A 23,392-nucleotide genomic window follows, 5' to 3' on the forward strand; every position below is an offset into this window, starting at 1 on the left:
GTTTCAAACCTTGTCCGGGGGAGCGCCTATGGGCTGCAGGCGGCCGAGCTTGTGGGCCAACTCGATGGCCGAGCTCACCCCCATTTTTTCGAAGATGTTGGCGCGATGAAACTCCACCGTGCGCGGAGTGATGCCTAGGTAATCGGCAATGTTCTTGTTGTAGTGCCCCAAGATGAGCTGGTCCAGCACCTCGCGCTCACGGGGGCTCAGCGAAGCCAGTGCATAGCGCAGGCGATGCGCCTCTTGGTTGGCGTTGCCGTTTGCCGCTGCAGCGGCCAGGGCCTGCTCGACACGGTCGACCAGCACATTGTCTTGAAACGGTTTTTCCAGAAAGTCCCAGGCCCCGTTTTTCACGGCGGCAACTGCCGTGCCCACATCGCCATTGCCCGTCAAAAACAACACGGGCCAGGGGCAGGCCAATGCTTTGAGTTGCTCAAACACCTGCAGGCCGGTCATGGGCACCATCCGGATATCGAGCAGCACCACTGCCTGCTCCCACACACCGGCGCGGGCTTTGACCGAGTCGATAAACGGCGGACCGCTGTCCCAGGTGGTGGCTTTGTGACCCCGCGAGTCGAACAACCATGCCAAGCCCTCGCGCATGTCGGCGTCGTCATCAACAATGTAAATGGCTGCAGTGCTCACAGGTGCCTTTCTGGGGGGCCTATTGTGCCGCCAGCGGCAAACTGACCGTGAACCGTGCGCCCCCTAGCTCAGGTGCACGGTCTACGACGATGCGCCCGTGGTGGGCCTCGACGATCGAGCGGCAAATCGGCAAGCCCATGCCCATGCCGCCTTCTTTGCTGCTGTAAAACGCATCAAAAATGTGCGCCTGGTTTTCATCGGGCACCCCCGGCCCGTTGTCCGACACGCTGAGCTGCGCCCACTCCCCCTCCACCAGCAACGCCACATGCACTTGCGGCGTATCGGAGTGCGCTTGGGCAGCCTCTTGGGCGTTTGTGAGCAGGTTATTGAGCAAGTGCTCGATCAGCAGCTCATCCGCCTTGACCCACACCGGTGCGAGCTCGAGCATGGCGTGGGGTGCCATGCTCTGGAGCACCGGCACCAGATCGAGCCGCTGCAAGGAAATTTCGCGCCGCCGGGCGATGGCGTTAACCCGCTGAATGATGCGGCCGGCGCGCTCCGCGAGACGGGCGATACGTTGCACCACAGGCGCTGTCTCATCAGGGCTGATGCGTCCGTCTTTCAACCGATTTAGTAAGCCGGTAGCGAAACTGCTGAGGGCACCGAGCGGCTGGTTGAGTTCATGGGCCAGGGTCGACGCCACTTCGCCCACGGCCACCAGACGGCCTGTGGCCTCCAGACGCTCTTGCTGCTGCAAAGCAACGGCTTGCGCCCGCTTGCGCTCGCTGATGTCCAGGACCGAGCTCATCCAGCCGATGTGCGCACCGGTGTCGGTGTGCAGGGGGGCTTCGTGGATCAACACATCCAACAAATGGCCGTCCCGGTGCTGGAACTGCACCTCGACACCATCGATCTGCGTGCCATGGGCCAAGATGTCGCGGTGCACTTGCTCAATGTGACTGTCATTGCCCTTGGGCCAATACGGCATGGGTGCCGAAACACCCACCAGCGCCTCCGCCGGGTAGCCCACCAAACGGCAAAACGCCTCGTTGACATACAGCACCCGGCCTGCCATGTCCCATGCTCGCAGGCCAATGGTGACCGAGTTCTCCATAGCGGTGCGCAGGGCCACCTCGGCCTGCAAACGCGCCTGCACTTGCTGGCGCTTTTGGATATCGCGCCGCAACGCCCACAGGCTCACCAGCATGCCGCCTAAAAACACCATGGCCACCAACAAAAAAATACGCGGCACGGTGGCGGGTTGCCCTTGGATCGGTGTGACCTCCAGGTACACATCGGTGCCCGCGAGATTCATGGCAGCACGGAATGGCTTGAATGAAGAGGGCTCTGCCGGCACCGCTCCCTCGTCAAGTACCAGACGCACTTGGTGAGAGCGGGCAAACCACTCCGGCACCAAGCCATAGACAGCGGTGTCGAGTGACAAAGCAGCCACGTAATTACCAACAAAATAGCCCCGCTCAAAATACGGCACCGCCAGCCACACCACGGGTAGCAAAGCGCCATCGGCCGCCCGCATCGGGCCGCCATAGGCGGAGCGTCGCAGCCCTCGCGCGGTGTCATTCATGGTGGCGAGCGCCTGTGCATTCAGGGAATGGCGGGACTCATCCACTTGCCACAAACCCGGCGGGGCGTTCAGAGGAGCGCCCACCCAGCCTTGGGCCAACAACACACCGGGCTCGCGCCACAGCAAGCCCCCTTGCACATCCGCCGACTGGCGCGCAGCGACCCGCAAGTCTTCTTCGAGACGGCGGAAGTGAAACTGCACACTCTGCTCCAGCCACTGTGCGTCTGCAGCCCTGCGCCGGGTGTCCTCTTCCGATTCAAAGTGCTGAAGGTACAGCACCAACGCAATCACAGAACCCACCACCAGGGCCAGGAAACCCGACAGCCACACCCCTGGCCAGCGGCTACGGCTCCCTGTGCCTGTGCCGCTTTCGCGCAAGGCAGCAAAGTTCAAAGCAGCGGACGGGTTGCGCTCAGGCATGGTGAAGGTGAAATAAAAGGCACTCGCATAATAGCGGCCATGCCCTCTAGCCCCTCCCCCGCGCTGACACGGCGCCACTGTTTGCAGCTGGCTGCAGCCATTGGTGCGGCCAATACAGCGCCCAGGGTTTGGGGTGCGCCGTCGATTACGGTACGACTGTCCCATGTCGTAGCGCGAGACACGCCCAAAGGCATGGCGCTGGAACGCTTCCGCGCCCTGACCGAAGAGCGCAGCCAAGGGCGCTTGCGGGTTCAGATTTACCCCCAGGGCCAGCTTTATGGCGACCATGACGAGATGCAGGCCCTGCAGCTCGGTGCGGTCGACATGGTCGCGCCCTCCTTGTCCAAGTTCGGCCCCATCGGCTTCCCGGAGTTCGAGTTGTTCGACCTGCCCTTCTTGTTCGACACCCTGGAAGCCGTGCGCCGCCTCACGCGTGGCAAAGTGGGCAAGACCTTGCTGGACAGTTTGCAACGGCAGCGGCTATCCGGCCTGGGTTTTTTTGACAACGGCTTTAAGCACATGAGTGCGAACCGGCCCTTGCTGGAGCCCCGCGACTTTGTCGGTCTGCGCATGCGGGTGCAGGCCTCCCGGGTAATCGCACAGCAAATGCGTGCGTGGGGCGCATGGCCTGTGACCCTGCCCTTCAGCGAAACCCGACGAGCCTTGGAGACCGGGGTGGTCGACGGCACCGAGAACCCGGTGTCCAACTTCTGGACTCAGGGCATGCAAGCGGTACAGAGCGACTTGAGCCTTACGACCCATGGCTACCTGGGCTATGCGGTCGTCACCCACCAGCGCTTCTGGGAGAACCTTCCGGCCGGCGATCGCCGCATCATGCAAGGCGCGCTCGAAGACGCGCTGGTATTCGGCAATGAAATTGCAGACGCACAAAACGACAAAGCACTAGCTGCACTGCACCTGACGGGCGCAGCCCACATCCATAACCCGACCCCTGCGCAAACCCGGCTCCTCAAGAACGCATCAAAGCCGGTACACGCCGAGCTGGCTGCCCGAATCGGGCAGGACTGGTTGCGCACCGTGCAAAACGCCCTCCCCAAAGGGGCCTAGGGTTACTACTGAAGGGTTTTCCCGAGCTGTTGAACGCCACAGTTACAGGGTCAGACACCACTGGATAACCTTCGCCCCGCAAAGTCGGGTTGCAGCTTCGGCCGCCATGCCCGCGATCTCGTTTTCCCGAAAAACAAAGAAGGCACTCACTTGAAAATCCAAAGTCAAAAAGACTTCTACTCCGGCCTGATGTTCACCATCGTGGGAGGCAGTTTTGCGCTGGGCGCCAGCTCCTACCAGCTGGGTACCGGCGCCCGCATGGGCCCCGGCTACTTCCCCTTGATCCTGGGCATCCTGCTCGCTGTGCTGGGCTGTGCGATTGCTGTGAAGAGCATGATCACCCCCACGCCAGACGGCGACAAGGTCGGCAAATTCGCCTGGAAGCCCCTGTTCTTCATCATCAGCGCCAACCTGGTGTTTGGTGCCTGCATCGGCGGACTGCCCATGATTGGCTTGAAACCTCTGGGCCTGATCGTCGGCATCTACCTGCTCACCTACATCGCCAGCCACGCTGGTGATGAACACAAGTTCAAGGAAGTGGCTGTATTGGCTACTGTCCTTGCGCTCTTGAGCTACGTCGCCTTCATTGTTCTCCTCAAACTGCAGTTCCCGGTCTGGCCTGCTTACTTCACGGCCTAAGCCACGACTGAACCATCGACAGGAACTGCACACCATGGAACTCTTTGACAACCTCGCCCTCGGCTTTGGCGTGGCCTTCACCGGCCAGAACCTGATTTATGCCTTCATCGGCTGTTTGCTCGGTACTTTGATCGGCGTTTTGCCCGGCATCGGCCCCTTGGCGACTATCGCCATGCTGCTGCCCGCCACCTATGCACTGCCGCCGGTAGCGGCCTTGATCATGCTGGCCGGTATCTATTACGGTGCCCAGTACGGTGGATCAACTACTGCCATCTTGGTGAACCTGCCCGGCGAGTCTTCGTCGGTGGTGACCGTGATTGACGGTTACCAGATGGCTCGTAATGGACGCGCCGGTCCTGCACTCGCTGCAGCGGGCCTGGGTTCTTTCTTTGCCGGTTGCGTGGGCACTTTGATTCTTGCCGCCTTTGCAGGCCCCTTGACCGAGCTGGCCTTCAAGTTCGGCCCTGCCGAATACTTCAGCCTGATGATTCTGGGCTTGATTGGTGCGGTGGTGCTGGCCTCGGGCTCTTTGCTCAAGGCGATTGCCATGATTCTCTTGGGTCTCTTGCTGGGGATGGTGGGAACGGATGTGAACTCCGGTGTGGCCCGGTACAGCTTTGATATCCCTGAGCTGACCGACGGTATCGGCTTCATCGTGATCGCCATGGGCGTCTTCGGCTACGGAGAGATCATCAGCAACCTGTCCAAGAGTGCGGGTGAGCGGGAGATCTTTACCGCTTCTGTCTCGGGCCTCTTGCCTACCAAACAAGACTTCCAGCGCATGGTGCCGGCGGTGTTGCGTGGTACAGCTCTGGGCTCCCTGCTGGGTATCTTGCCCGGTGGTGGTGCGGTGATGGCGGCCTTTGCGGCTTACACGATTGAGAAGAAGACCCAACTCCAGCCCGGCGAAGTACCTTTCGGCAAGGGCAACATCCGCGGGGTGGCGGCTCCTGAAGCGGCTAACAACGCTGGAAGCCAGACTTCTTTCATTCCTCTCTTGACTCTGGGTATCCCACCTAACGCGGTGATGGCGTTGATGGTGGGTGCGATGACGATCCACAACATCCAGCCCGGACCGCAAGTGATGACAGCCAACCCGGAACTCTTCTGGGGTTTGATTGCTTCGATGTGGATCGGTAACCTGATGCTGGTGATCCTGAACCTGCCACTCATCGGTATCTGGATCAAGCTCTTGTCTGTGCCTTACCGCTGGTTGTTCCCTTCTATCGTGCTGTTCTGTGCGATCGGGGTGTATTCGACCAACAACAACAACTGGGACATCTGGATGGTGGGCCTGTTCGGGATCATTGGCTACATCTTCATCAAGCTGGGGACTGAGCCTGCACCACTGCTCTTGGGCTTTATTCTGGGGCCGATGATGGAGGAGTATTTGCGCCGGGCACTGCTGCTCAGCCGTGGGGACTGGAGTGTGTTTGTGACGCGGCCTCTGTCGGCATCTCTGCTGCTGGCGGCGCTCGCTCTCTTGGTGGTGGTGATGCTGCCGTCCATCAAGGCTAAGCGGGAAGAGGCGTTTGTGGAGGATTGACATCAAAGCACCTCACCTCAATGATGTAATCCGTCTTTTTTGGAGAGCTTCCCATGATCCCCCTTCGCGCTGCCCTGATGGGCCTCTGGCTGGCAAGTAGCTGCTTGTACGCCAATGCCCAAATCAAAATCGGGCAGACCGTGGGGGTCACCGGGGCGGTCGCCGCAACCGTCAAAGAAGCCAGCTTAGGCGCGCAGCTCTACCTCGACGCCATCAATGCCAAGGGAGGCATCGGGGGAGAAAAAATCGAGCTGATCACGTTGGATGACAAGTTCGACACCCAGCTCACTCTCGCGAATGCCAAGGATCTGATAGAAAACAAGGGCGTCCTCGCCCTGTTCATGACCCGAGGCACGCCCCATACCGAAGGCATCATCCCCCTGCTGGACAAATTTGGCGTACCACTGCTTGCGCCGTCCACTGGCGCCATGGTGCTGCACCAGCCCCTCAAGAAGCATGTGTTCAATGTGCGGGCCACTTACCAACGCGAGGCAGAACGCGCAGTGGCCCACCTGGCGGCCACCGGGGTCAACCGCATAGCGATCATCCATGTAGACGACAGCTTTGGCGCGGACGGTCTGGAAGGCACACAGAAGGGTTTGGCTGCTGCCAAACTCAGCGCTGTGGCCGTTGCAAAGTTCGACCGCAGCAAACCCGACTTTTCGCAGATCGCACCCTCCATCTCCAAACTGACGCCGCAAGCTGTCATGATCATCGGGTCGGGGACTGCGGTGGTGGATGCCATCAAGGCACTGCGGGACACTGGCAGCACAGCCCAGCTAGTCACTTTGTCCAACAACGCTTCCAGCGGCTTTGTCAAACTGCTGGGCGACCAGGCACGGGGCGTAATCGTCAGCCAGGTTCTGCCCCAATCCCCCAACTACGCAGTTGTGCAAGAAGCTGCCAGCTTGGCCAAGGCCAAAGACGTGCTCGACGTGAGTCCGGCGATGCTGGAAGGCTTTGTGTCCGCCAAAGTGCTGGTGGAAGCCTTGCGTCGGGCTGGCCCCAAACCTACTCGGGACAAACTGCAGGCAGCATTGGAAGGCATCAACCGCTTCGACCTGGGTGGGCTGACCCTGAGTTTCAGCACCAGTGACCACACCGGCCTAGATTTCGCCGACCTGTCCATCATCACTGCGGCGGGCAAGTTCCGGCGTTAAACAGGCGCCGAATCCCGCAAAGGGCAGTACACGCCCGCCAGACCCCGGCCATCCGCGGATGGCCTTTTTTTCGTCTGCCGTATCTGGTTGCTGGCGGAATTCCTGCGCCGGCGACAGCGCAAGTGCCCGGGCGTGGCTATATTGCACAGGAAGTCATCCACTCTTCCCACTTCCTATGCGCATTTGGCAACAACCCATATCCCCCGCCATCTTGGCCCACATCAGCCAAAACACCGCGGTTCAGACTTTAGGTATCGAATTCACAGAAGTAGGTGACGACTACCTGGTGGGCCGGGTACCCGTGGACCATCGCACCCACCAGCCTTTCGGTTTACTTCATGGCGGCGTATCGGTGGTACTGGCCGAAACCTTGGGCTCCTGTGGCGCGGGCTTTGCCATACCCGAGGGCTACAACGCAGTGGGTCTGGACATCAACGCCAACCACCTCAAAGGCGTCAAAACAGGATGGGTCATCGGTGTGGCCAAACCCGTACATATCGGCCGCAGCACCCATGTATGGCAGATCGACATGCGCAATGATGCGGGAGAACTGACTTGCGTTTCCCGCATCACCATGGCAATCCTGAGTCCACGCTAACCAGTGCTGCGGGCCATGCGCACGCTCTTCCAGTACACATCGTCCCCCACTGTGCCATCGGTTCGGTAGCGGTTGAGCACGCGCGAGAGCACAAACATCAAGTCCGAAAGGCGGTTGAGGTACTGGCGCGGCGTGTCTTTCAGGGCCTCTTCATTGCCCAGCGCCACCACCGCGCGCTCGGCCCGGCGAGCCACGGTACGGCAGACATGCGCCAGCGACGCAGCCCGGGTACCGGCCGGGAGAATGAACTCCTCCAGGCGCGGCAACGCGGCGTTGTGTTCCGCCAAAGCCTCGTCCAAGGCCAACACGGCCTCGTGCTTGAGCAGTTCAAACCCGGGGATCGACAACTCGCCGCCCAGATTGAAAAGCTGGTGCTGGATTTCGACCAACAGAATACGCACCGCAGGCGGCATGTCTTCGCACAGCAGCACACCGAGGTGGCTGTTGAGCTCGTCCACATCGCCCATGGCGTGCACCCGCAGGCTATTTTTAGAAACACGGGTGTTGTCGCCCAGCCCCGTGGTGCCGTTGTCCCCTGTGCGGGTGGCGATTTGTGTGAGTCGGTTTGCCATGCGCCCATTGTGGCAGGCACGGCTGCAGTGTGCCCGCCAGTAAAGTGACAGCCCTGCGCACCGCGCAGATTCCTACAATGGCGAAAACAAGGAGACACGCCATGAACGCCCCCACCGCCCTGAACCACCTGTTGCCCCAAGTGAACCTGCGCGAAGTGCCCGCCGCTTTGCTGGAGGCCCTCAAGGCCCGCTTTGGCGATCAGCTCTCCACCGCACTGGTGGTGCGCGAGCAGCATGGGCGTGATGAGTCGGCCTTTGATGTGCCGCCACCCTCGGCGGTGGTGTTTGCGGAAAACACACAAGACGTGAGCGATGCGGTTCGACTGGCGGCTCAGTACCTGGTGCCGGTGATTCCCTTCGGCGTGGGCTCTTCGCTCGAAGGCCACTTGCTGGCGGTGCAAGGTGGCATCAGCCTGGATGTGAGCCGCATGAACAAGGTGCTGTCCATTAACGCCGAAGACCTGACCGTCACCGTGCAGCCCGGCGTGACACGCAAGCAGCTCAATGACGAGATCAAATCCACCGGCCTCTTCTTCCCCATCGACCCCGGGGCGGACGCCACCATTGGCGGCATGAGCGCCACCCGTGCCAGCGGGACCAACGCGGTGCGCTACGGCACCATGCGCGAAAACGTGCTGGCCCTGGAAGTGGTGACCGCGAGCGGAGGAATCATCCGCACCGGCACCCGCGCCAAGAAGAGCAGCGCCGGCTACGACCTGACCCGCCTGATGGTGGGCAGCGAGGGCACGCTGGGCGTGATCACCGAAGTCACCGTCAAGCTCTACCCGCTGCCCGAGGCGGTGATGGCAGCCACCTGCTCGTTCAACAGCCTGGCAGACGCGGTGAACACCACGATCCAGCTCATTCAGCTCGGCGTGCCGATTGCGCGCTGCGAGCTGCTGGACGAGAACACCATCCGCATGGTCAACGCGCACTCCAAGCTCACGCTGCGCGAAGGCGCCATGCTGCTGATGGAGTTCCACGGCTCCCCCGAAGGCGTGAAAGAACAAGTGCAGACCGTGCAGGACATTGCCGCCGAGTTCGGTGGTGCGGCATTCGAGTGGGCCGAAACGCCTGAAGAACGCACCCGCTTGTGGACCGCGCGGCACAACGCTTACTTTGCCGGCATCCAATCCCGCCCGGGCTGCAAAGCCATCACCACCGACACCTGCGTGCCCATCTCCAGCCTGGCGGATGCGCTCTTGGACAGCGTGACCGAGGCCCAAGAGGCCGGCCTGCCCTTCTTCCTGGTCGGCCACGTGGGCGACGGCAACTTCCACATGGGCTACCTGATTGACCCCGCGATTCCTGCCGAGCGTGAGCTGGCCGAGCAACTCAACCACCAGCTGGTGGCGCGCGCGCTCAAGCTGGGCGGCACCTGCACAGGCGAGCACGGCGTGGGCCTGCACAAGCAAGGCTTTTTGGTCGAAGAAACCGGCAATGGGGCAGTGGAGATGATGCGCACTATCAAGCGGGCGCTGGACCCTCACAACATCCTGAATCCCGGCAAAATTTTTGCGCTATAAATTAGATAGCTGACTACGCATATTTCATGAGCGCTAGCAAGGCATTTATTCATTAATTTACGACAAGGGGTTGGCAATGGGCGTGATGTTTTGGGTGGTTTTGGCGGTCGCGGTGTTTTACTTGATCAGCCTCTACAACGGCCTGGTGGAGGTCAAAAACGCAGTGTCCAAAGCATGGGCCAACATCGATGTGCTGCTCAAACAGCGCCATGACGAGTTGCCCAAGCTGATCGACACCTGCAAGCAATACATGCAGCACGAGCAAGCCACCCTGGAGAAGGTAATTGCAGCCCGGGCCAAGGTGTCGAATGCGCGCGAGTCGCAAGACGTGGCCGCAGTGGGCCGGGCCGAGACCGGTTTGCGCAGCGGCCTGGGCCAGTTGTTTGCCCTGGCCGAGAGCTACCCCGACCTGAAAGCCAACGAGCAGTTTGTGCAACTGCAAGCGCGCATCAGCAGCCTGGAAAACAGCATCGCCGACCGGCGCGAGTTTTACAACGAGTCGGTCAATATCAACAACGTGCGCATCGAGCAGTTTCCCGGTGTGCTGGTGGCGCGACTCTTCAACTTCAAGGCGTTTGAACTGCTCAAGTTCACCGCCGAAGAACTCACCGACGTGGACGTCAGCGCCCGATTCAAAGCCTGAGCGGGGGCGGCGTGGACTTGGGACTCACGGGCCTGCGCTGGGTGCGCAGCCAGAGCCTGAACGGCCTGCTGGCGGCAGCATATTCTGGCGCCGCCGGTGCAGCTTTTCACTTCGGGCCGGGGCGCGCGCAGCTCTGGTGCGTCGGGGCTGCCAGCGCCATCGGTTTGATGGCCTGGGGGGCCTCTCTGCGCCGTGCCCGGGCGATTGCCAATATCGCGACCTCGCGCATTGCCTCGGCAGCGCAGGGCTATGTGGAACTCCAGGGCCGCACCAGCACCACCGACCTGATTTACAGCCCGCTGACCCACAGTGCCTGCATCTGGTACCGCTACCGGATCTACGAGCGCAACAACAGCAAAGACGAATGGCGCGAAGTGGACAGCGGCGTGAGCAGCGCCACCTTTGACCTGCTCGACGGTAGCGGCAGTTGCACCATCGACCCCGACCATGCCGAGGTCATGGGAGCCGAGGTCGTGACCCGCTATGCCAACGAGCACAAGCATGTCGAAGAACTCTTGCACGGGGGCCGCACCTTGTATGCGCTGGGCGAATTCATCACCATCGGCGGTGCCAACTCTGCATTGAGCTTGCGCGAAGACGTAAACGCCCTGCTCACCACCTGGAAACAAAACCCCACCGATCTGCACCGACGCTTCGACCTGAACCGCGACGGAGAGATTGACCTCCAGGAGTGGGAGCTGGCCCGCCGCCTGGCGGTGCGCACGGTAGAGCATGAACACCGCAACATCCGGGCCCAACCCGGTGTGCACATGCTGCGCGCCCCGCAGGATGGGCGCTTGTTTTTGCTCTCCCCTCTCTCGCCGCAGGCCCTGCGCCGGCGCTATCTACTGTGGAGCGCGTTGCACCTGAGTGTGTGCCTGGGCGCCGCCTATGTGGCGCTCAAATTGCTCCTGAAAGCATAGCAACTTGCTTACCCGGCCACGGGCAGGGCGTTCACGGAAAGGTCAAAGAACCGCGACCTCGGCAATCGCGTTGGCCATGTATTCGATCTTCTGCTGCATGTCGGCATTGGTATCTGCATGGCGCACCGCGATGCTGCGAAAGACTTCGTGCACTTCCAAAAACGCATCCACAACGGCAGGGTCGAAGTGCGCGCCCCGCCCTTCGGTGATGATTTGCACCGCCCGGTCATGCGACACACCATCTTTGTAGACCTTGTTGCTGATGAGCGCATCAAACACGTCTGCCAGCGCCACAATGCGCGCCGACAGCGGAATCTGCTCCGCCCACAGGCCTTTGGGGTAGCCGGTGCCGTCCCATTTCTCCTGGTGGCACAGCGCCAACTCTTTGGCAACGGTCAACAAGGGCGATGCCCGGCCCAAGGTTTTCTCCGCCCGCACCAAGGCGTCGTGACCGAGCGTGGTGTGGGTGCGCATGATGGCGATTTCATCCGGCGTCAGGCGCCCGGGCTTGAGCAAGATCCGGTCGGGAATGCCCACGGTGCCCATGTCGTACATCGGCACGCTGCCCGCAAGGGTCTCGACATACGCCGGTGTCAGTGTGTCGGCATAGGCAGGGTTCTTTTGCAGCTCGCCGCACAGGGCCCGCACATACTGCTGGACCCGGATGAGGTGGCTCTCGGTATCAGAGTCGCGCAACTCCGCCAGAGTGGCCAACGCAAACACCACGACCTGCGCGGCGTGCAAGGCTTCATGGACGTCGACTAGGGGAGCAGGGTTGGGTTCGGTCATGCAATTTCTCCTGGTTGCAACGGCAGAGGCACTTGGTATAGCCACACCATTTTGCCACCCGGCCCGCGCCAATGGGCAACCGGCGCCGCGCTGGTGGCTTCAAATTCCAAACTCACCAGCCAAGTGCCGGGGCGCATGTCTGCATTGGCCTTGGCGACCGCGCGTGCCATGCTCTCCGGGCGCTGGAACACATAGACCATGTCATAGGTCGACCAGTTGGCCCGCCAGATGTCGCCCCGCGTCACACGCGCCCACGGGCAGCGCAGCCCGCACAGCAGGCGCAGGGGCCAGCTCCACTCCATGCCGTGCAGCTCGGCCTGCGGATAGGCTTGGCGCAGCGCCTGCAGGCCATGACCCAGGCCGCACCCGGCATCCAGCACATGGGCGCCCAGAGGCAGCGGTGCGTGGGCAGGCAACTCTTCAAGCGCGTTAGGCGGGGTGGGAAACAGCGGCGCATCGCGCCAGGCATTCACCGGGTAGACCAGCAACAGCAGCGCCAAGGGCAGCAACCAGGCCCAGGCCGGCAAGGACTCTGCGCCCAGGGTGGAGAGGCTCACCACCAGGGACAACGGAAAGCCCCCCGCGATCAGCAGGCGCCGCCACCAGGTGGGCCCCCACAGGCTGCAGGCCACGCCCAGCGCACTGCTCAGGCCCAAGGCCCACGACAGCGCGACCCCCTCCCCCAGCAAGGCGCGAAAGAGCGCCCAGCAAGCAGCCCAGGCAAACACCGCAGGCAGCGGCCATTGCCAATGGGCGGGATTGAGGCGGCGCATCATGTTTAATAGCCTAAAGAGCCTCTAGCGCTCGTGGAATATGCGCAGAATGCTCTTATTTTCATAGCGTATTGCGGTTAACGGTTGCCGCCGGGTGCCAGGCGGTCGATCAGGCCATTGAGCTCTTCGAGCGAACCGAACTGGATCACCACTTCGCCCATCTCTTCCATGCGGCCGTGGCGTTTGACCCGCTTTTTGATGTGCACATCCACCTGCGCCATGAGCAGGTCGGAAAGCTCTTCCTCGACCCGCTTGATATCGCGCGATTTCTCTTTGGCCGGCTTTTGCGGGGTGAGCGAAAACTCGGCGCCCAGTTTCTTGACCAGGCTCTCGGCCTCGCGCACCGACATCTTTTTGGTGGCGATCTGGTTGGCCGCCGTGATCTGGGTGGCGCGGTCGAGTGCGAGCAAAGCACGGGCATGGCCCATGTCGATATCGCCAGCCATCAGCATGGTTTGCACCGGGTCGGCCAGGTTCAACAAACGCAGCAAATTGCTGGCAGCACTGCGCGAGCGGCCTACGGCTTGGGCTGCGGTTTCGTGGGTCAGGCCGAACTCTTTGATCAGGCGTTGCAGGCCCTGGGCCTCTTCGAGCGGGTTGAGGTCTTCACGCTGGATGTTCTCGATCAGCGCCATCGCGGCCGCAGCCTCGTTGGGAACATCGCGCACTAGCACCGGCACCTCGGTCAGGCCGGCTAACTTGGCGGCGCGGAAACGGCGCTCGCCGGCAATGATTTCATAAATGGCGCGCTTGCGGCCTTCGCCGATGTGGGGTGCCGCATCTGCCTCATCGAGCTTGCGCACCAGAATCGGCTGCATGATGCCCTGCGCCTTGATGGACTCGGCCAGCTCGTACAAAGCGCCCTCGTCCATGTGGGTGCGCGGCTGGTACACGCCGGCCACCATGTCGGCCAAAGGCAAGGTGCTGGGGGCAGTAGCAGTGGTGGTGCCCGTGGACTCGGTAGCAGGGGGTGCATCTACCACTTTGGGGCCGAGCAGAGCTTCGAGGCCCATGCCCAGGCCTTTGGGTTTTTTGGTGACCATGTTCTTTTCCTTCTTGATATCGTGTGTAGTGGTTGCCGGCATATCAGCCGACGCGCGCCATCAGCGCGTGCAGGCGGGCAATGCCCTCGGGCCAATCGCCCAGGCCGGAGTCGGCATTGAGGTGGCCGGCGTTGCCGCAGTCCACAAAATCAGCACCCCAAGCGCTGGCGAATTGCTGTGCCCGCTCGAAGGTGCAATACGGGTCATTGCGGCTGCCCAGCAGCTCAGCGGAAAACGGCAGTTTGTCCATCACCACTGGCCACCAGCTTTTAAGCGGGGCTTGCAACTCTTGGCGCTCCGGGTCGCCGGGGCCGACCAGAAACGCGGCTTTCACGCGGTGGGTATTTTGCGAATGCTGGGCCCAGGCGGCGGTAAGGATGCAACCCAGGCTGTGCGCTACCAGCACCACGGGTGTGGGCGCGGCCAGCACGGCTTCTTCCAGCTGCATCATCCAATCGCCCCGCAGGGGTTGCATCCAGTCGTGCTGCTGCACACGGGTGAAGCCGTGCAGCGCCTCCCAGCGGCTTTGCCAGTGGGCAGGGCCGGAGTTTTGCCAGCCGGGCAGAAGGAGGACAGTCGGGTTGGGCATGGTTGCTATGAATTCAGGAGCTATTGGGGCAAAAAGCGTCTGGGCTGAAGGCGAATTTGGCTTGCAATGGCATCTACATCACCTTGATGCGGTCCACCATCTCGTGCGCGAAGGTTAAAAAGGCCTGTGCCCCCTTGGACTGGGGATCAAACACCACGCCCGGCACCCCGTAACTGGGCGCCTCGGCCAGACGCACGTTGCGGGGGATGACGGTGTTGAACACCTTGTCGCCAAAGTGGGCGCGGAGCTGTTCGCTCACCTGCTGCTGGAGGGTAATGCGCGGGTCAAACATCACCCGCAGCAAACCGATGATTTGCAGGTCGTCGTTCAGGTTGGCTTTGACTTGCTTGATGGTGTTGACCAGATCGGTCAGCCCTTCGAGCGCAAAGTATTCGCACTGCATCGGCACGATGACGCCATGGGCACAGCACAAGCCGTTGAGGGTGAGCATGCTCAACGAGGGCGGGCAGTCGATGAGCACAAAGTCGTACTCCGCATCCACCACGGCCAGCGCTTGCTTGAGGCGGCGCTCGCGCCGCTCCAGCTCCACCATCTCGACCTCGGCACCGGCAAGCTCACGGTTGGCACCCAGAATGTCGTAGCTGCAGCCACCATCGATCAGCTTCTCGCTGCGGGTGCGGGCCTCTGCCACTGAGGCGGATTCCAGCAGCACGTCGTACACCGTGAGCTCTAGCTTGCGCTTATCTACGCCCGACCCCATGGTCGCATTGCCTTGGGGATCGAGGTCAATCATCAGCACGCGCTGGCCGACTTTGGCCAGTCCGGCCGCCAGGTTCACGGTAGTAGTGGTTTTGCCAACGCCACCTTTTTGGTTGGCAACGCAGAAAATTTTGGCCATAGAGCGCTCAGGGTGAGAAAACAGAAAACCGGTTCAACGGGACTTTTATTTGGCCGACTGCAAGGCCAGGCGGATACCGAAGCCGACCAGAAACAGGCCCGCCAGCTTCTCGAGTACCCGCCCGATCATGGGGTTGGCGCGCACGCGCTCGGCGAGAAAGTGGGTCAGCAGCGTGGCGCCCAGCCCGTACAGAAATGTGAGGAAAGCGATAGTGGCCGCCATGAAGGCGTACGTCACCAAGCCTTGCTGGCTGGTGCGGTCCACAAACAGGGGGAAGAAGGCCATGTAAAACAAAATGGCCTTAGGGTTGAGCAAGGTGATCAGGAGCGCCTGGCGCAAGTAGTGGCCGGCCTTGATGTCGAGCACCGGTGCTGCGCCGGGTTTGGCCGTCAGCATTTTGAAGCCCAACCACCCGAGGTACGCGGCACCCGCCCACTGCACCGCGTGAAAGGCATCCGGATACGCTGCCAAGAGCGCTGCTACGCCAGCCACCGCAGACCACATGAGCACTTGGTCACCCAGAATCACACCCAGGGTTGCGGCCAGCCCGCCCTTGATGCCACCCTTGCTGGTGGACGTGACCAGCGCGAGATTGCCCGGGCCGGGGATCGCCAGAAACACGATGATGGTGATGACAAAGGTGCCGTAATCGGTGACGCCGAGCATGGGTTTTCTTTCGGGGGGAAGGCGTCGAGTTTACGTTGGAAACTTCGTGGCGGGCGTTGGGTTCAACCAAGCGGGCGATAGATAGGCAGCGGCGTGTTGTTTCACGTGAAACCTCTGGGACGCAGATTGCTTGCTGACGATGGTGCTGGGCTCGCGGTGCGGCAGGCACATGGACCATTGAGAGAACCAAGTACCTCGGCAGGTTGGGTGGGGTTACGCGTTTTGCGCAGGTCAAGGAGGAGCCCGCGCAGCGGGCGGGGGACACGGAGCAAAACGCGTAACCCCACCCAACCCTCACATCAAAGCGGAAAACAAGGGCTTAGCCCACCACCCGCTTACACATCCGCATCCGCATCCACACAATGCACCGCTCCGCATCCAACCCCGGCACCACAAGTTGTTCCACGTGAAACACCTCGACCGAAGCAGGCAATGCAGCCATTTCATCCGCAGGGTGCTTGCCCTTCATGCCCATCCACACGCCCTGCTCTGCCAAGGCTTTTTCAGACCAAGTCGTAAAGTCGACCAGGGATGCAAAAGCGCGCGAGCTCACCACATCGTAGGGTTCGCTCAAACTCTCTACCCGGGCATGAATGCCACGCAGGTTTGGCAACTTCAAGGTCACCGCCACTTGCTGAATGAAGGCGGCCTTCTTGGCCACTGTGTCCACACAGTGCACCGTGATGTGGGGACAGCAAATCGCAATCACAATACCGGGCAAGCCAGCGCCGGAGCCCACATCCAGCAGGCGGGGCTTGTCACCACAAACACCTGCTGCCTGCTGCACAGCCAACTGTTTTTGCAACGGCGCAATCGCTGCTAGGCTGTCAAACAGGTGGTGCGTCAGCATCTCGGCCGGATCGCGCACCGCTGTCAGGTTGTAGACCTTGGTCCACTTCTGGATCAAGCCCATGTACTCCAGCAGCGCTGCCGACTGCGCAGGCTCCAAGGTGAGGGCTAGCGCCGCACAAGCCCGGTCCAGTTGCTCCGAATGCCCTACTCCGCTCATACCGCCTCCGCCTTCTCCACAAAGCCGCGGAAGTTGCCTTTCCGGAGGTGAATCATCAACAACGAAATCGTCGCTGGGGTGATGCCCGACAAGCGGGAAGCCTGACCCAGCGTCTCCGGCTTGAACTTGCTCAAGCGCTGCCGTGCCTCAATACTCAGGGCGGTGACCTGCATGTAGTCGAGGTCTTCTGGCAAGCGGAGGTTTTCGTAGTGGGCGGCGCGTTCGACTTCATCTTTCTGACGATCGATGTAGCCGGAATATTTGGCCGCAATCTCCACCTGCTCCACAACAGCCGCCACAAATGCCACCTCGGCCAGATCTGTCGCGGGCAGCCCCGCTGTTTCACGTGAAACAGTGTCCAGCAAATCACGGTTGGCGTATTTGCCATGGTCCAGTGACATCAAGCCGCCGTAACTCACATTCGGACGGCGCAGCAAGTCGGCAAGGTTGTATTCGTGTTCAATCGATTTACCCAACACGCGCTCGGATTCGTCGGCAGCCAGATTGCGAGGGTTGACCCAGATACTACGCAGGCGCTCTGTTTCACGTGAAACAGCATCGCGCTTGCGGCAAAAGGCATCCCAACGCGCGTTGTCGACTAAGCCCAGCTCGCGGCCCACTTCGGTCAAACGGGCATCGGCATTGTCTTCACGCAGCTGCAGGCGGAACTCCGCCCGGCTGGTGAACATGCGGTAAGGCTCGGTCACGCCCTTGGTAATCAGGTCGTCCACCAGCACACCCAGATAGGCCTGGTCACGGCCGGGCAACCAGCTGCTACCGGTATAGCTAGCCGCACCGGCAGCACTCAGCGCCACATTGCCGCCACCCATGGCGCGCACTTGCAGTGCCGCATTAATGCCTGCGAACATGCCTTGTGCCGCCGCTTCTTCATAGCCCGTAGTGCCGTTGATCTGGCCGGCAAAAAACAGGCCGCCGATCTGCCGTGTCTCGAAGCTGCTCTTGAGCGAGCGCGGGTCAAAGTAGTCGTACTCAATGGCGTAGCCGGGGCGCAGGATGTGCGCGTTCTCCAAGCTGGCGATGCTGCGCACCAACTCGTACTGAATATCAAACGGCAGGCTGGTGCTGATGCCGTTGGGGTAGTACTCGTGGGTGGTCAGGCCTTCGGGTTCCAGAAAGATCTGGTGGCTGTCTTTGTCGGCAAAGCGGTTGATCTTGTCTTCCACGCTCGGGCAGTAGCGCGGGCCTACGCCCTCGATCTTGCCGGTGAACATCGGGCTGCGGTCAAACCCGCTGCGGATGATGTCGTGGGTGCGCTCGTTGGTGTGGGTGATCCAGCACGGCACTTGCTGCGGGTGCATGGCGGTATTGCCCATGAAGCTCACCACCGGCATCACATCGCTCATGCCACCGGCCACACCATCGCCGGGCTGCTCGATGCATTTGCTGAAGTCGATGCTGCGGCCGTCAATGCGGGGCGGGGTGCCGGTCTTGAGGCGGCCTTGGGGCAGCTTCAATTCTTTGAGTCGGGCAGACAGCGACACGGCGGGCGGGTCCCCTGCCCGGCCGGCGGCGTAGTTGTTCAGACCCACATGGATCTTGCCGTCCAGGAAGGTGCCGGCGGTCAGCACCACGGTCTTGCCGCGGAACTGGATACCCACCTGGGTCACCGCACCCACCACACGGGCGCCGTCTCCGTCGCCCTCGACCATCAAATCGTCCACCGCTTGTTGGAACAGCCACAGGTTCGGCTGGTTCTCCAGCATCCGGCGGATGGCGGCCTTGTAGAGCACGCGGTCCGCCTGCGCGCGGGTCGCGCGCACTGCAGGGCCCTTGCTGCTGTTGAGAATACGGAACTGAATACCCGACTCGTCGGTGGCCAGCGCCATCGCACCGCCCATGGCATCCACCTCTTTGACGAGATGCCCTTTGCCGATACCACCAATGCTGGGGTTGCAGCTCATCTGGCCCAAGGTCTCGATGTTGTGGGAGAGCAGCAGGGTTTTGCTGCCCATGCGGGCAGCGGCGAGCGCAGCTTCGGTGCCGGCATGGCCGCCGCCGACAACGATGACGTCGAATTCTTGTGGGTACAACATGGCAAGGGGGCGCAAGGGCGGACCACGGTGCGGGCCCGGCCGGCGCAAAAAGAAAGGGAGTTGCCTATTTTAACGGCAGCTCCCCTTTTTGCCGAGTGCGGGGGCTTGCTGCCACACCAACGGCCTGTTCAACCATCAAAACAAGTGCTAGTCCAAGCGCTTATTGCGGGAGTAGCTCCTGTTTTTATAGCACAGCTTAGCCCCGATTAAAACGGGTAGTGACGCGGCGTGGTTTGCAGGGTGATCCAGCGCAGCTCGGTGAACTCGGCCACACCGGCTTTGCCCCCAAAACGCCCCATGCCGCTGCCTTTGACGCCACCGAACGGCATCTGGGCTTCGTCATGCACGGTGGGGCCATTCACATGGCAAATGCCGGAGTCAATGCGGCGCGCCACGTTGAAGGCGCGCGCCATGTCACTGCCAAACACGGCCGCGCTCAAGCCGTATTCGTTGTCGTTGGCGCAGGCCACCGCCTCTTCCACACCGCGGACCCGCACCACCGCCTTGACCGGGCCGAAAGTCTCCTCGTGGTAGATGCGCATGGCCGGTGTCACATGGTCCAGCACGGTGGCCGCCATCAGGGTGTTGGTCGCCTTGCCACCACACAGCAGCTTGGCCCCTTTGGCCAGCGCATCGTCAATCAGCGCGTTGCAATGCTCGACCGTATTCATGCCAATCACCGAGCCCAGCACCACCGGGTCGGGCTTGCGCGGGTCACCCACAGGCAGGGCTGCGGCCTTCGCGGCAAACTTCTGGGTAAACGCATCCGCAATTGCCTGGTCCACGATGATGCGCTCGGTGCTCATGCAAATCTGGCCGCTGTTGGCAAAGCAACCGAAGGCCGCGCCGTTGACCGCATCTTCGATCACGGCGTCGTCCAGAATCACCATGGGTGCCTTGCCGCCCAGTTCCAGCACCACCGGCTTGAGGTATTTGGCACAGGTCATCGCAATGATCTTGCCGACGCGGGTAGAGCCGGTGAAGTTCACACGGCGCACCGCCGGATGCGCCACGATGGCCTCCACCACCGTGCCGGCATCGGCCCGCGCGTTGGTGATGTAGTTCACCACGCCGGGCGGAAAGCCCGCGTCCGCAAACGCTTCGGCAATCAGCTGGTGGGTGCGCGGGCAGTTTTCGCTGCCCTTGAAGATCACGGTGTTGCCGCAAGCCAAGGGGGTGGCAATGGCGCGCACCCCCAGAATGATGGGAGCGTTCCACGGTGCAATACCCAGCACCACGCCTGCAGGCTGGCGCACTCCCATGGCCAAACTGCCGGGCACATCAGACGGAATCACCTCACCGCTGATCTGGGTGGTCAGCGAAGCGGCCTCCCGCAGCATGCCGGCTGCCAAGTGCACATTGAAGCCGGCCCACATGCCGGTGCCACCGGTCTCTGCGCCCACCGCCTCGATGAACTGCGGCGTTTTGGCCTCGAGTGCATCTGCCGCTTTGAGCAACAACGCGCGGCGTTCGCCGGGCCCGGTCTGGCTCCAGGTCTTGAAGGCGGCCGCCGCCGCATCGGCCGCCATGACAGCATCCGCCGCCGAGGCGGCAGGGGCCCGCGTGGCCACGCTGCCATCCAAAGGGTTGCGCCGCTCGAAGGTCGCGCCTTGCTCGGCCGTGACATGGAGGCCGTTGATCAACATGGACAAATCAGACATGGGTTTTCTCCTGCAAGAGGTGGATACAAAACCCCATCGTAAAAAGCCCCCGTGCTATTCGCTGTGCTCTGCGTGCACAAAGTGCTAGCGCTGGCGTGCACAAGCGCTAGGGATAACCCTTGCAGCCCGCCCCATACTCCGCTGCCCCGCCCATAATGCGCCACCATGCCCCACCAACAGGCCTTGAGTACCGACCATTTCGCCCCCGGAGACCGCGCTCCGGTTTGGCACGATTGGGTCCGGCAGCAGTTCGGTGGGCTGCAATCCGATCTGTACGGGGATACCGACTTCGAGGGACACCTCCACACCAGCCAAGCCGGCGCCTTGCAACTCACACACCTCGAGGCCAAGCGCCACCGGGTCACCCGCACCACGGACCTTGCGCGCCATACCGACGAAGCATTTTTCAAAATCGTCGCCCCCATCAAGGGGTATGCCAACGTCGAACAAGGAGGCCGGCAAACCTCGGTGAGCCCCGGTAGCTGGACGCTCTACGACACCACCCGCCCGTATCGGATTGCGAATCCCGGGTCCGTCGAACATCTGGTAGTCATGATCCCGCAACGCGACCTTCAAGGCAGCGCCGCGCGCCTGGAGCATTTGATGGCACGCCCGATCAACGGGCAAAGCGGCATCGGCCGGGTGGCACTCACCACCATGCGCAGCACCTTCGAGGAGCTGCCCCACATGAGCGCAGATGCCGCCCGCGGCGCCGGCGAATTGCTCACCCAGCTGGTACGGCTATCACTCACCGAGTTGGCGGGCCTGCACACGCCGCTTACCCAGCGGGAAGCCCTCAAAGACCGTATCCGTCAGTACGTGGCATTGCACCTGCGGGACCCGCAACTCTCGGTCGAGCAGATTGCCACGGCGCTCAACTGCAGCAAGCGTCATCTGTACAACGCCTTTGCCGAGGAAGCCCACCCGCTGGCGAGCTACATCCAACATCAACGGCTGGACGCTTGCTTGCGCGAACTGCAGCAGGTGGGGTCCGCCGGGCGCCCCATTACCGAGATTGCGCTGCACTGGGGCTTTAACAGCCCCTCGCACTTCAGCCGCGTGTTCCGGGAGCACACCGGGCTCAGCCCCAGCGAGTTCCGGCAACAGCACTGAGCCAATGCCCTTCAGGCGAGTGCGGCCTCGCGCTTCAAGAGCTCGGTGTCCCGGAACTCGATATGCCCATACCCTAGCGCGAGCGCGCCTGCACCGACCAGGTACTTGAGCTCTTTGGCAAGCGTTTGGCGCGTTACGCCGAGCATCATGGCCAGTTCTTCGTGTGAGACCTGCACACCGCTGCGGCTCTGGTGGGAAAGGGTCATGTCGCCGCGGGCCAGGCTGATCAGCCGCCGCGCCACCCGGGTGCGCGTGGAGCGCAACATCGAGTCTTCGACCAGGCCACACAAACCCCGCACCCGGGTCGCCAGCAGCACGCTAATGCCTTGCACAAACCCGATCCGCTGCATCAGGCCTTGAAAATCACGGGGCGTAATCACCAGCAGGGTGCCTGCCTGCAGGGCGACGACGTCGTGGGGCCGGATTTCCCCGTCCACCATGGAGGTCTCCCCGAACCAGTGTCCGGCCTCCAGGACCGACAAAATCCCCTCGCGCCCATCTTCCCCCGAAGCGGTAACCCGGAACACGCCGGAGAGCACGCCATAAAAGCCACCGCTCGCATCCCCACGGCGGTATACCGCTTCACCCGGAGACACTTCTTGCTCAATGGCCACCGCCAGCAGCGCCTTGCGCTCGGCGATAGGCAAGCCATCGAACCAGGTGTTGACTGACATTTTTTTTAATAACTCTGCTTTGGAGTGTGTCATCCATTCCCCTTTAGTGATTACCCTGAATTGTTAGTTTTTTTACAGTGTATCGATCGCGATGCAAGTACGCTGGACCCTGTTGTAACTAGGGAGGCATCCATGCCCGCTTCATCCGTGCAAGCCCAAGTCAGTGCGCAAGAGTGGCAGCTGCGCCAGGATCTGGCTGCTTGCTACCGCCTTGTTGCCCATTACGGCTGGAGCGACCTGGTGTTCACCCACATCAGTGCGCGCATACCGGGCCCGGATCACCACTTCCTCATCAACCCTTACGGATTGATGTTTGATGAAATCACTGCGAGTAGTCTCGTCAAAGTGGACCAGCATTGCAATAAGCTGAATGACTCACCCTACTCCGTCAATCCGGCCGGTTTTGTGATCCACAGCGCCATCCATGAAGCACGGGAAGACGCCGGTTGCGTGCTGCACACCCACACCCGGGCCGGTGTCGCTGTCAGTGCCCAAAAAGATGGCGTCCTGCCCTTAAGCCAGCAGTCGACCTTTGTGCTGGCGTCCCTGGCGTACCACGACTATGAAGGCGTCGCCTTCCGCCCGGACGAGAAGCCGCGCTTGCAAGCCGACCTCGGACACGCGAATTTCATGGTGCTGCGCAACCACGGCCTATTGGTGGTGGGCAAAACCATTGCCGATGCCTTTTTGAGCATGTACACCTTCGAGGCCACCTGCCAGATCCAGCTCGCCGCCCAATCGGGCGGTGGCGCCCTGACCCATGTCGACCCGCGCATTGTGAGCGGTGTGGCCGAGTCCATGCGGGTGCAAACCGGCGGGCTGGGTGGCGCGTTTGTCTGGCCGGCGTTGTTGCGCAAACTCCAACGCATAGACCCCGGCTACCTGGATTGAGACCGT

Annotated in this window: 23 protein-coding genes; 10 read left to right on the top strand and 13 right to left on the bottom strand. The window is 61.7% G+C overall.

What is annotated here, in order from left to right; translation table 11 throughout:
• Positions 1 to 3 precede the first annotated feature (3 nt).
• Together RAE19_RS09155 and RAE19_RS09160 are read right to left on the bottom strand one after the other, a co-directional pair.
• The gene (locus RAE19_RS09155; RefSeq protein WP_313874588.1) at positions 4 to 645 is read right to left on the bottom strand and encodes a response regulator transcription factor; all 642 of its coding nucleotides are present in this window, start codon (positions 643 to 645) and stop codon (positions 4 to 6) included.
• A 19-nt stretch (positions 646 to 664) separates the two neighbouring features.
• Positions 665 to 2,590, bottom strand: a complete 1,926-nt coding sequence (locus RAE19_RS09160; protein ID WP_313874589.1) for a two-component system sensor histidine kinase NtrB — start codon at positions 2,588 to 2,590, stop codon at positions 665 to 667.
• 39 nt (positions 2,591 to 2,629) lie between these two features.
• Between RAE19_RS09160 and RAE19_RS09165 the strand changes: the two genes are divergently transcribed.
• From RAE19_RS09165 to RAE19_RS09185, 5 genes are all read left to right on the top strand, one after another.
• Positions 2,630 to 3,658, top strand: a complete 1,029-nt coding sequence (locus RAE19_RS09165; RefSeq protein WP_313874590.1) for a TRAP transporter substrate-binding protein — start codon at positions 2,630 to 2,632, stop codon at positions 3,656 to 3,658.
• Positions 3,659 to 3,808: 150 nt separating this feature from the next.
• A complete protein-coding gene (locus RAE19_RS09170; protein ID WP_313874591.1) occupies positions 3,809 to 4,297 on the top strand; it encodes a tripartite tricarboxylate transporter TctB family protein in 489 nt (162 codons plus the stop codon).
• Positions 4,298 to 4,331: 34 nt separating this feature from the next.
• Positions 4,332 to 5,843 carry a tripartite tricarboxylate transporter permease gene (locus tag RAE19_RS09175; RefSeq protein WP_313874592.1) on the top strand — a complete coding sequence of 504 codons (1,512 nt, stop codon included), beginning with the start codon at positions 4,332 to 4,334 and terminating at the stop codon, positions 5,841 to 5,843.
• Positions 5,844 to 5,896: 53 nt separating this feature from the next.
• Positions 5,897 to 7,003, top strand: coding sequence for an ABC transporter substrate-binding protein (locus tag RAE19_RS09180; protein ID WP_313874593.1), 1,107 nt, complete (start codon positions 5,897 to 5,899; stop codon positions 7,001 to 7,003).
• Between the two features lie 175 nt (positions 7,004 to 7,178).
• Positions 7,179 to 7,601, top strand: coding sequence for a hotdog fold thioesterase (locus tag RAE19_RS09185; protein ID WP_313874594.1), 423 nt, complete (start codon positions 7,179 to 7,181; stop codon positions 7,599 to 7,601).
• Here the strand turns inward: RAE19_RS09185 and RAE19_RS09190 are convergent.
• The gene (locus RAE19_RS09190) at positions 7,598 to 8,173 is read right to left on the bottom strand and encodes a cob(I)yrinic acid a,c-diamide adenosyltransferase (RefSeq protein WP_313874595.1); all 576 of its coding nucleotides are present in this window, start codon (positions 8,171 to 8,173) and stop codon (positions 7,598 to 7,600) included. The genes RAE19_RS09185 and RAE19_RS09190 overlap by 4 nt on opposite strands.
• Before the next feature lie 101 nt (positions 8,174 to 8,274).
• Here RAE19_RS09190 and RAE19_RS09195 point away from each other — a divergent pair, with 101 nt between their 5' ends.
• The 3 genes from RAE19_RS09195 to RAE19_RS09205 all read left to right on the top strand — a co-directional run bounded on the left by RAE19_RS09195 (position 8,275) and on the right by RAE19_RS09205 (position 11,265).
• Positions 8,275 to 9,699 carry an FAD-binding oxidoreductase gene (locus RAE19_RS09195; RefSeq protein WP_313874596.1) on the top strand — a complete coding sequence of 475 codons (1,425 nt, stop codon included), beginning with the start codon at positions 8,275 to 8,277 and terminating at the stop codon, positions 9,697 to 9,699.
• A 76-nt stretch (positions 9,700 to 9,775) separates the two neighbouring features.
• Positions 9,776 to 10,342: a LemA family protein gene (locus tag RAE19_RS09200; protein ID WP_313874597.1), complete on the top strand. Its 567-nt coding sequence runs from the start codon at positions 9,776 to 9,778 to the stop codon at positions 10,340 to 10,342.
• An 11-nt stretch (positions 10,343 to 10,353) separates the two neighbouring features.
• On the top strand, positions 10,354 to 11,265 hold the full coding sequence (locus RAE19_RS09205; RefSeq protein WP_313874598.1) for a hypothetical protein: 912 nt from the start codon (positions 10,354 to 10,356) through the stop codon (positions 11,263 to 11,265).
• Positions 11,266 to 11,307: 42 nt separating this feature from the next.
• Here RAE19_RS09205 and RAE19_RS09210 read toward each other — a convergent pair whose 3' ends face one another.
• The 9 genes from RAE19_RS09210 to RAE19_RS09250 form a co-directional block, all read right to left on the bottom strand.
• Entirely contained in the window at positions 11,308 to 12,054 is a 747-nt protein-coding gene (locus RAE19_RS09210) for an HD-GYP domain-containing protein (RefSeq protein WP_313874599.1), read from the bottom strand.
• Complete coding sequence (locus RAE19_RS09215) at positions 12,051 to 12,830, bottom strand: class I SAM-dependent methyltransferase (RefSeq protein WP_313874600.1); 780 nt, start codon at positions 12,828 to 12,830, stop codon at positions 12,051 to 12,053. The genes RAE19_RS09210 and RAE19_RS09215 overlap by 4 nt, the downstream gene beginning before the upstream one ends.
• Before the next feature lie 74 nt (positions 12,831 to 12,904).
• Positions 12,905 to 13,870, bottom strand: a complete 966-nt coding sequence (locus RAE19_RS09220) for a ParB/RepB/Spo0J family partition protein (protein ID WP_313874601.1) — start codon at positions 13,868 to 13,870, stop codon at positions 12,905 to 12,907.
• Positions 13,871 to 13,913: 43 nt separating this feature from the next.
• Positions 13,914 to 14,459: an RBBP9/YdeN family alpha/beta hydrolase gene (locus tag RAE19_RS09225; protein ID WP_313874602.1), complete on the bottom strand. Its 546-nt coding sequence runs from the start codon at positions 14,457 to 14,459 to the stop codon at positions 13,914 to 13,916.
• 73 nt (positions 14,460 to 14,532) lie between these two features.
• Positions 14,533 to 15,318 (bottom strand): ParA family protein, encoded by a 786-nt coding sequence (locus tag RAE19_RS09230; protein WP_313874603.1) that lies wholly within the window; start codon positions 15,316 to 15,318, stop codon positions 14,533 to 14,535.
• 45 nt (positions 15,319 to 15,363) lie between these two features.
• A complete protein-coding gene (locus RAE19_RS09235) occupies positions 15,364 to 15,984 on the bottom strand; it encodes a LysE family transporter (RefSeq protein ID WP_313874604.1) in 621 nt (206 codons plus the stop codon).
• A gap of 319 nt (positions 15,985 to 16,303) precedes the next feature.
• Positions 16,304 to 16,993, bottom strand: coding sequence for a 16S rRNA (guanine(527)-N(7))-methyltransferase RsmG (gene rsmG, locus RAE19_RS09240; RefSeq protein ID WP_313874605.1), 690 nt, complete (start codon positions 16,991 to 16,993; stop codon positions 16,304 to 16,306).
• Positions 16,990 to 19,047 (bottom strand): tRNA uridine-5-carboxymethylaminomethyl(34) synthesis enzyme MnmG, encoded by a 2,058-nt coding sequence (gene mnmG / locus RAE19_RS09245; RefSeq protein WP_313874606.1) that lies wholly within the window; start codon positions 19,045 to 19,047, stop codon positions 16,990 to 16,992. Before mnmG ends, rsmG begins: the two co-directional genes overlap by 4 nt.
• 206 nt (positions 19,048 to 19,253) lie before the next feature.
• Entirely contained in the window at positions 19,254 to 20,708 is a 1,455-nt protein-coding gene (locus RAE19_RS09250) for an aldehyde dehydrogenase (RefSeq protein ID WP_313874607.1), read from the bottom strand.
• Between the two features lie 165 nt (positions 20,709 to 20,873).
• Between RAE19_RS09250 and RAE19_RS09255 the strand changes: the two genes are divergently transcribed.
• A complete protein-coding gene (locus RAE19_RS09255; protein ID WP_313874608.1) occupies positions 20,874 to 21,821 on the top strand; it encodes a helix-turn-helix domain-containing protein in 948 nt (315 codons plus the stop codon).
• Between the two features lie 11 nt (positions 21,822 to 21,832).
• On the opposite strand, the gene RAE19_RS09260 is transcribed toward RAE19_RS09255, so the two are convergent.
• Positions 21,833 to 22,528 carry a Crp/Fnr family transcriptional regulator gene (locus tag RAE19_RS09260; RefSeq protein WP_313874609.1) on the bottom strand — a complete coding sequence of 232 codons (696 nt, stop codon included), beginning with the start codon at positions 22,526 to 22,528 and terminating at the stop codon, positions 21,833 to 21,835.
• 99 nt (positions 22,529 to 22,627) lie between these two features.
• Between RAE19_RS09260 and RAE19_RS09265 the strand changes: the two genes are divergently transcribed.
• The gene (locus RAE19_RS09265) at positions 22,628 to 23,386 is read left to right on the top strand and encodes a class II aldolase/adducin family protein (protein ID WP_313874610.1); all 759 of its coding nucleotides are present in this window, start codon (positions 22,628 to 22,630) and stop codon (positions 23,384 to 23,386) included.
• Positions 23,387 to 23,392 lie beyond the last annotated feature (6 nt).

The organism is Rhodoferax potami (assembly GCF_032193805.1).
Taxonomy (GTDB): domain Bacteria; phylum Pseudomonadota; class Gammaproteobacteria; order Burkholderiales; family Burkholderiaceae_C; genus Allorhodoferax; species Allorhodoferax potami_A.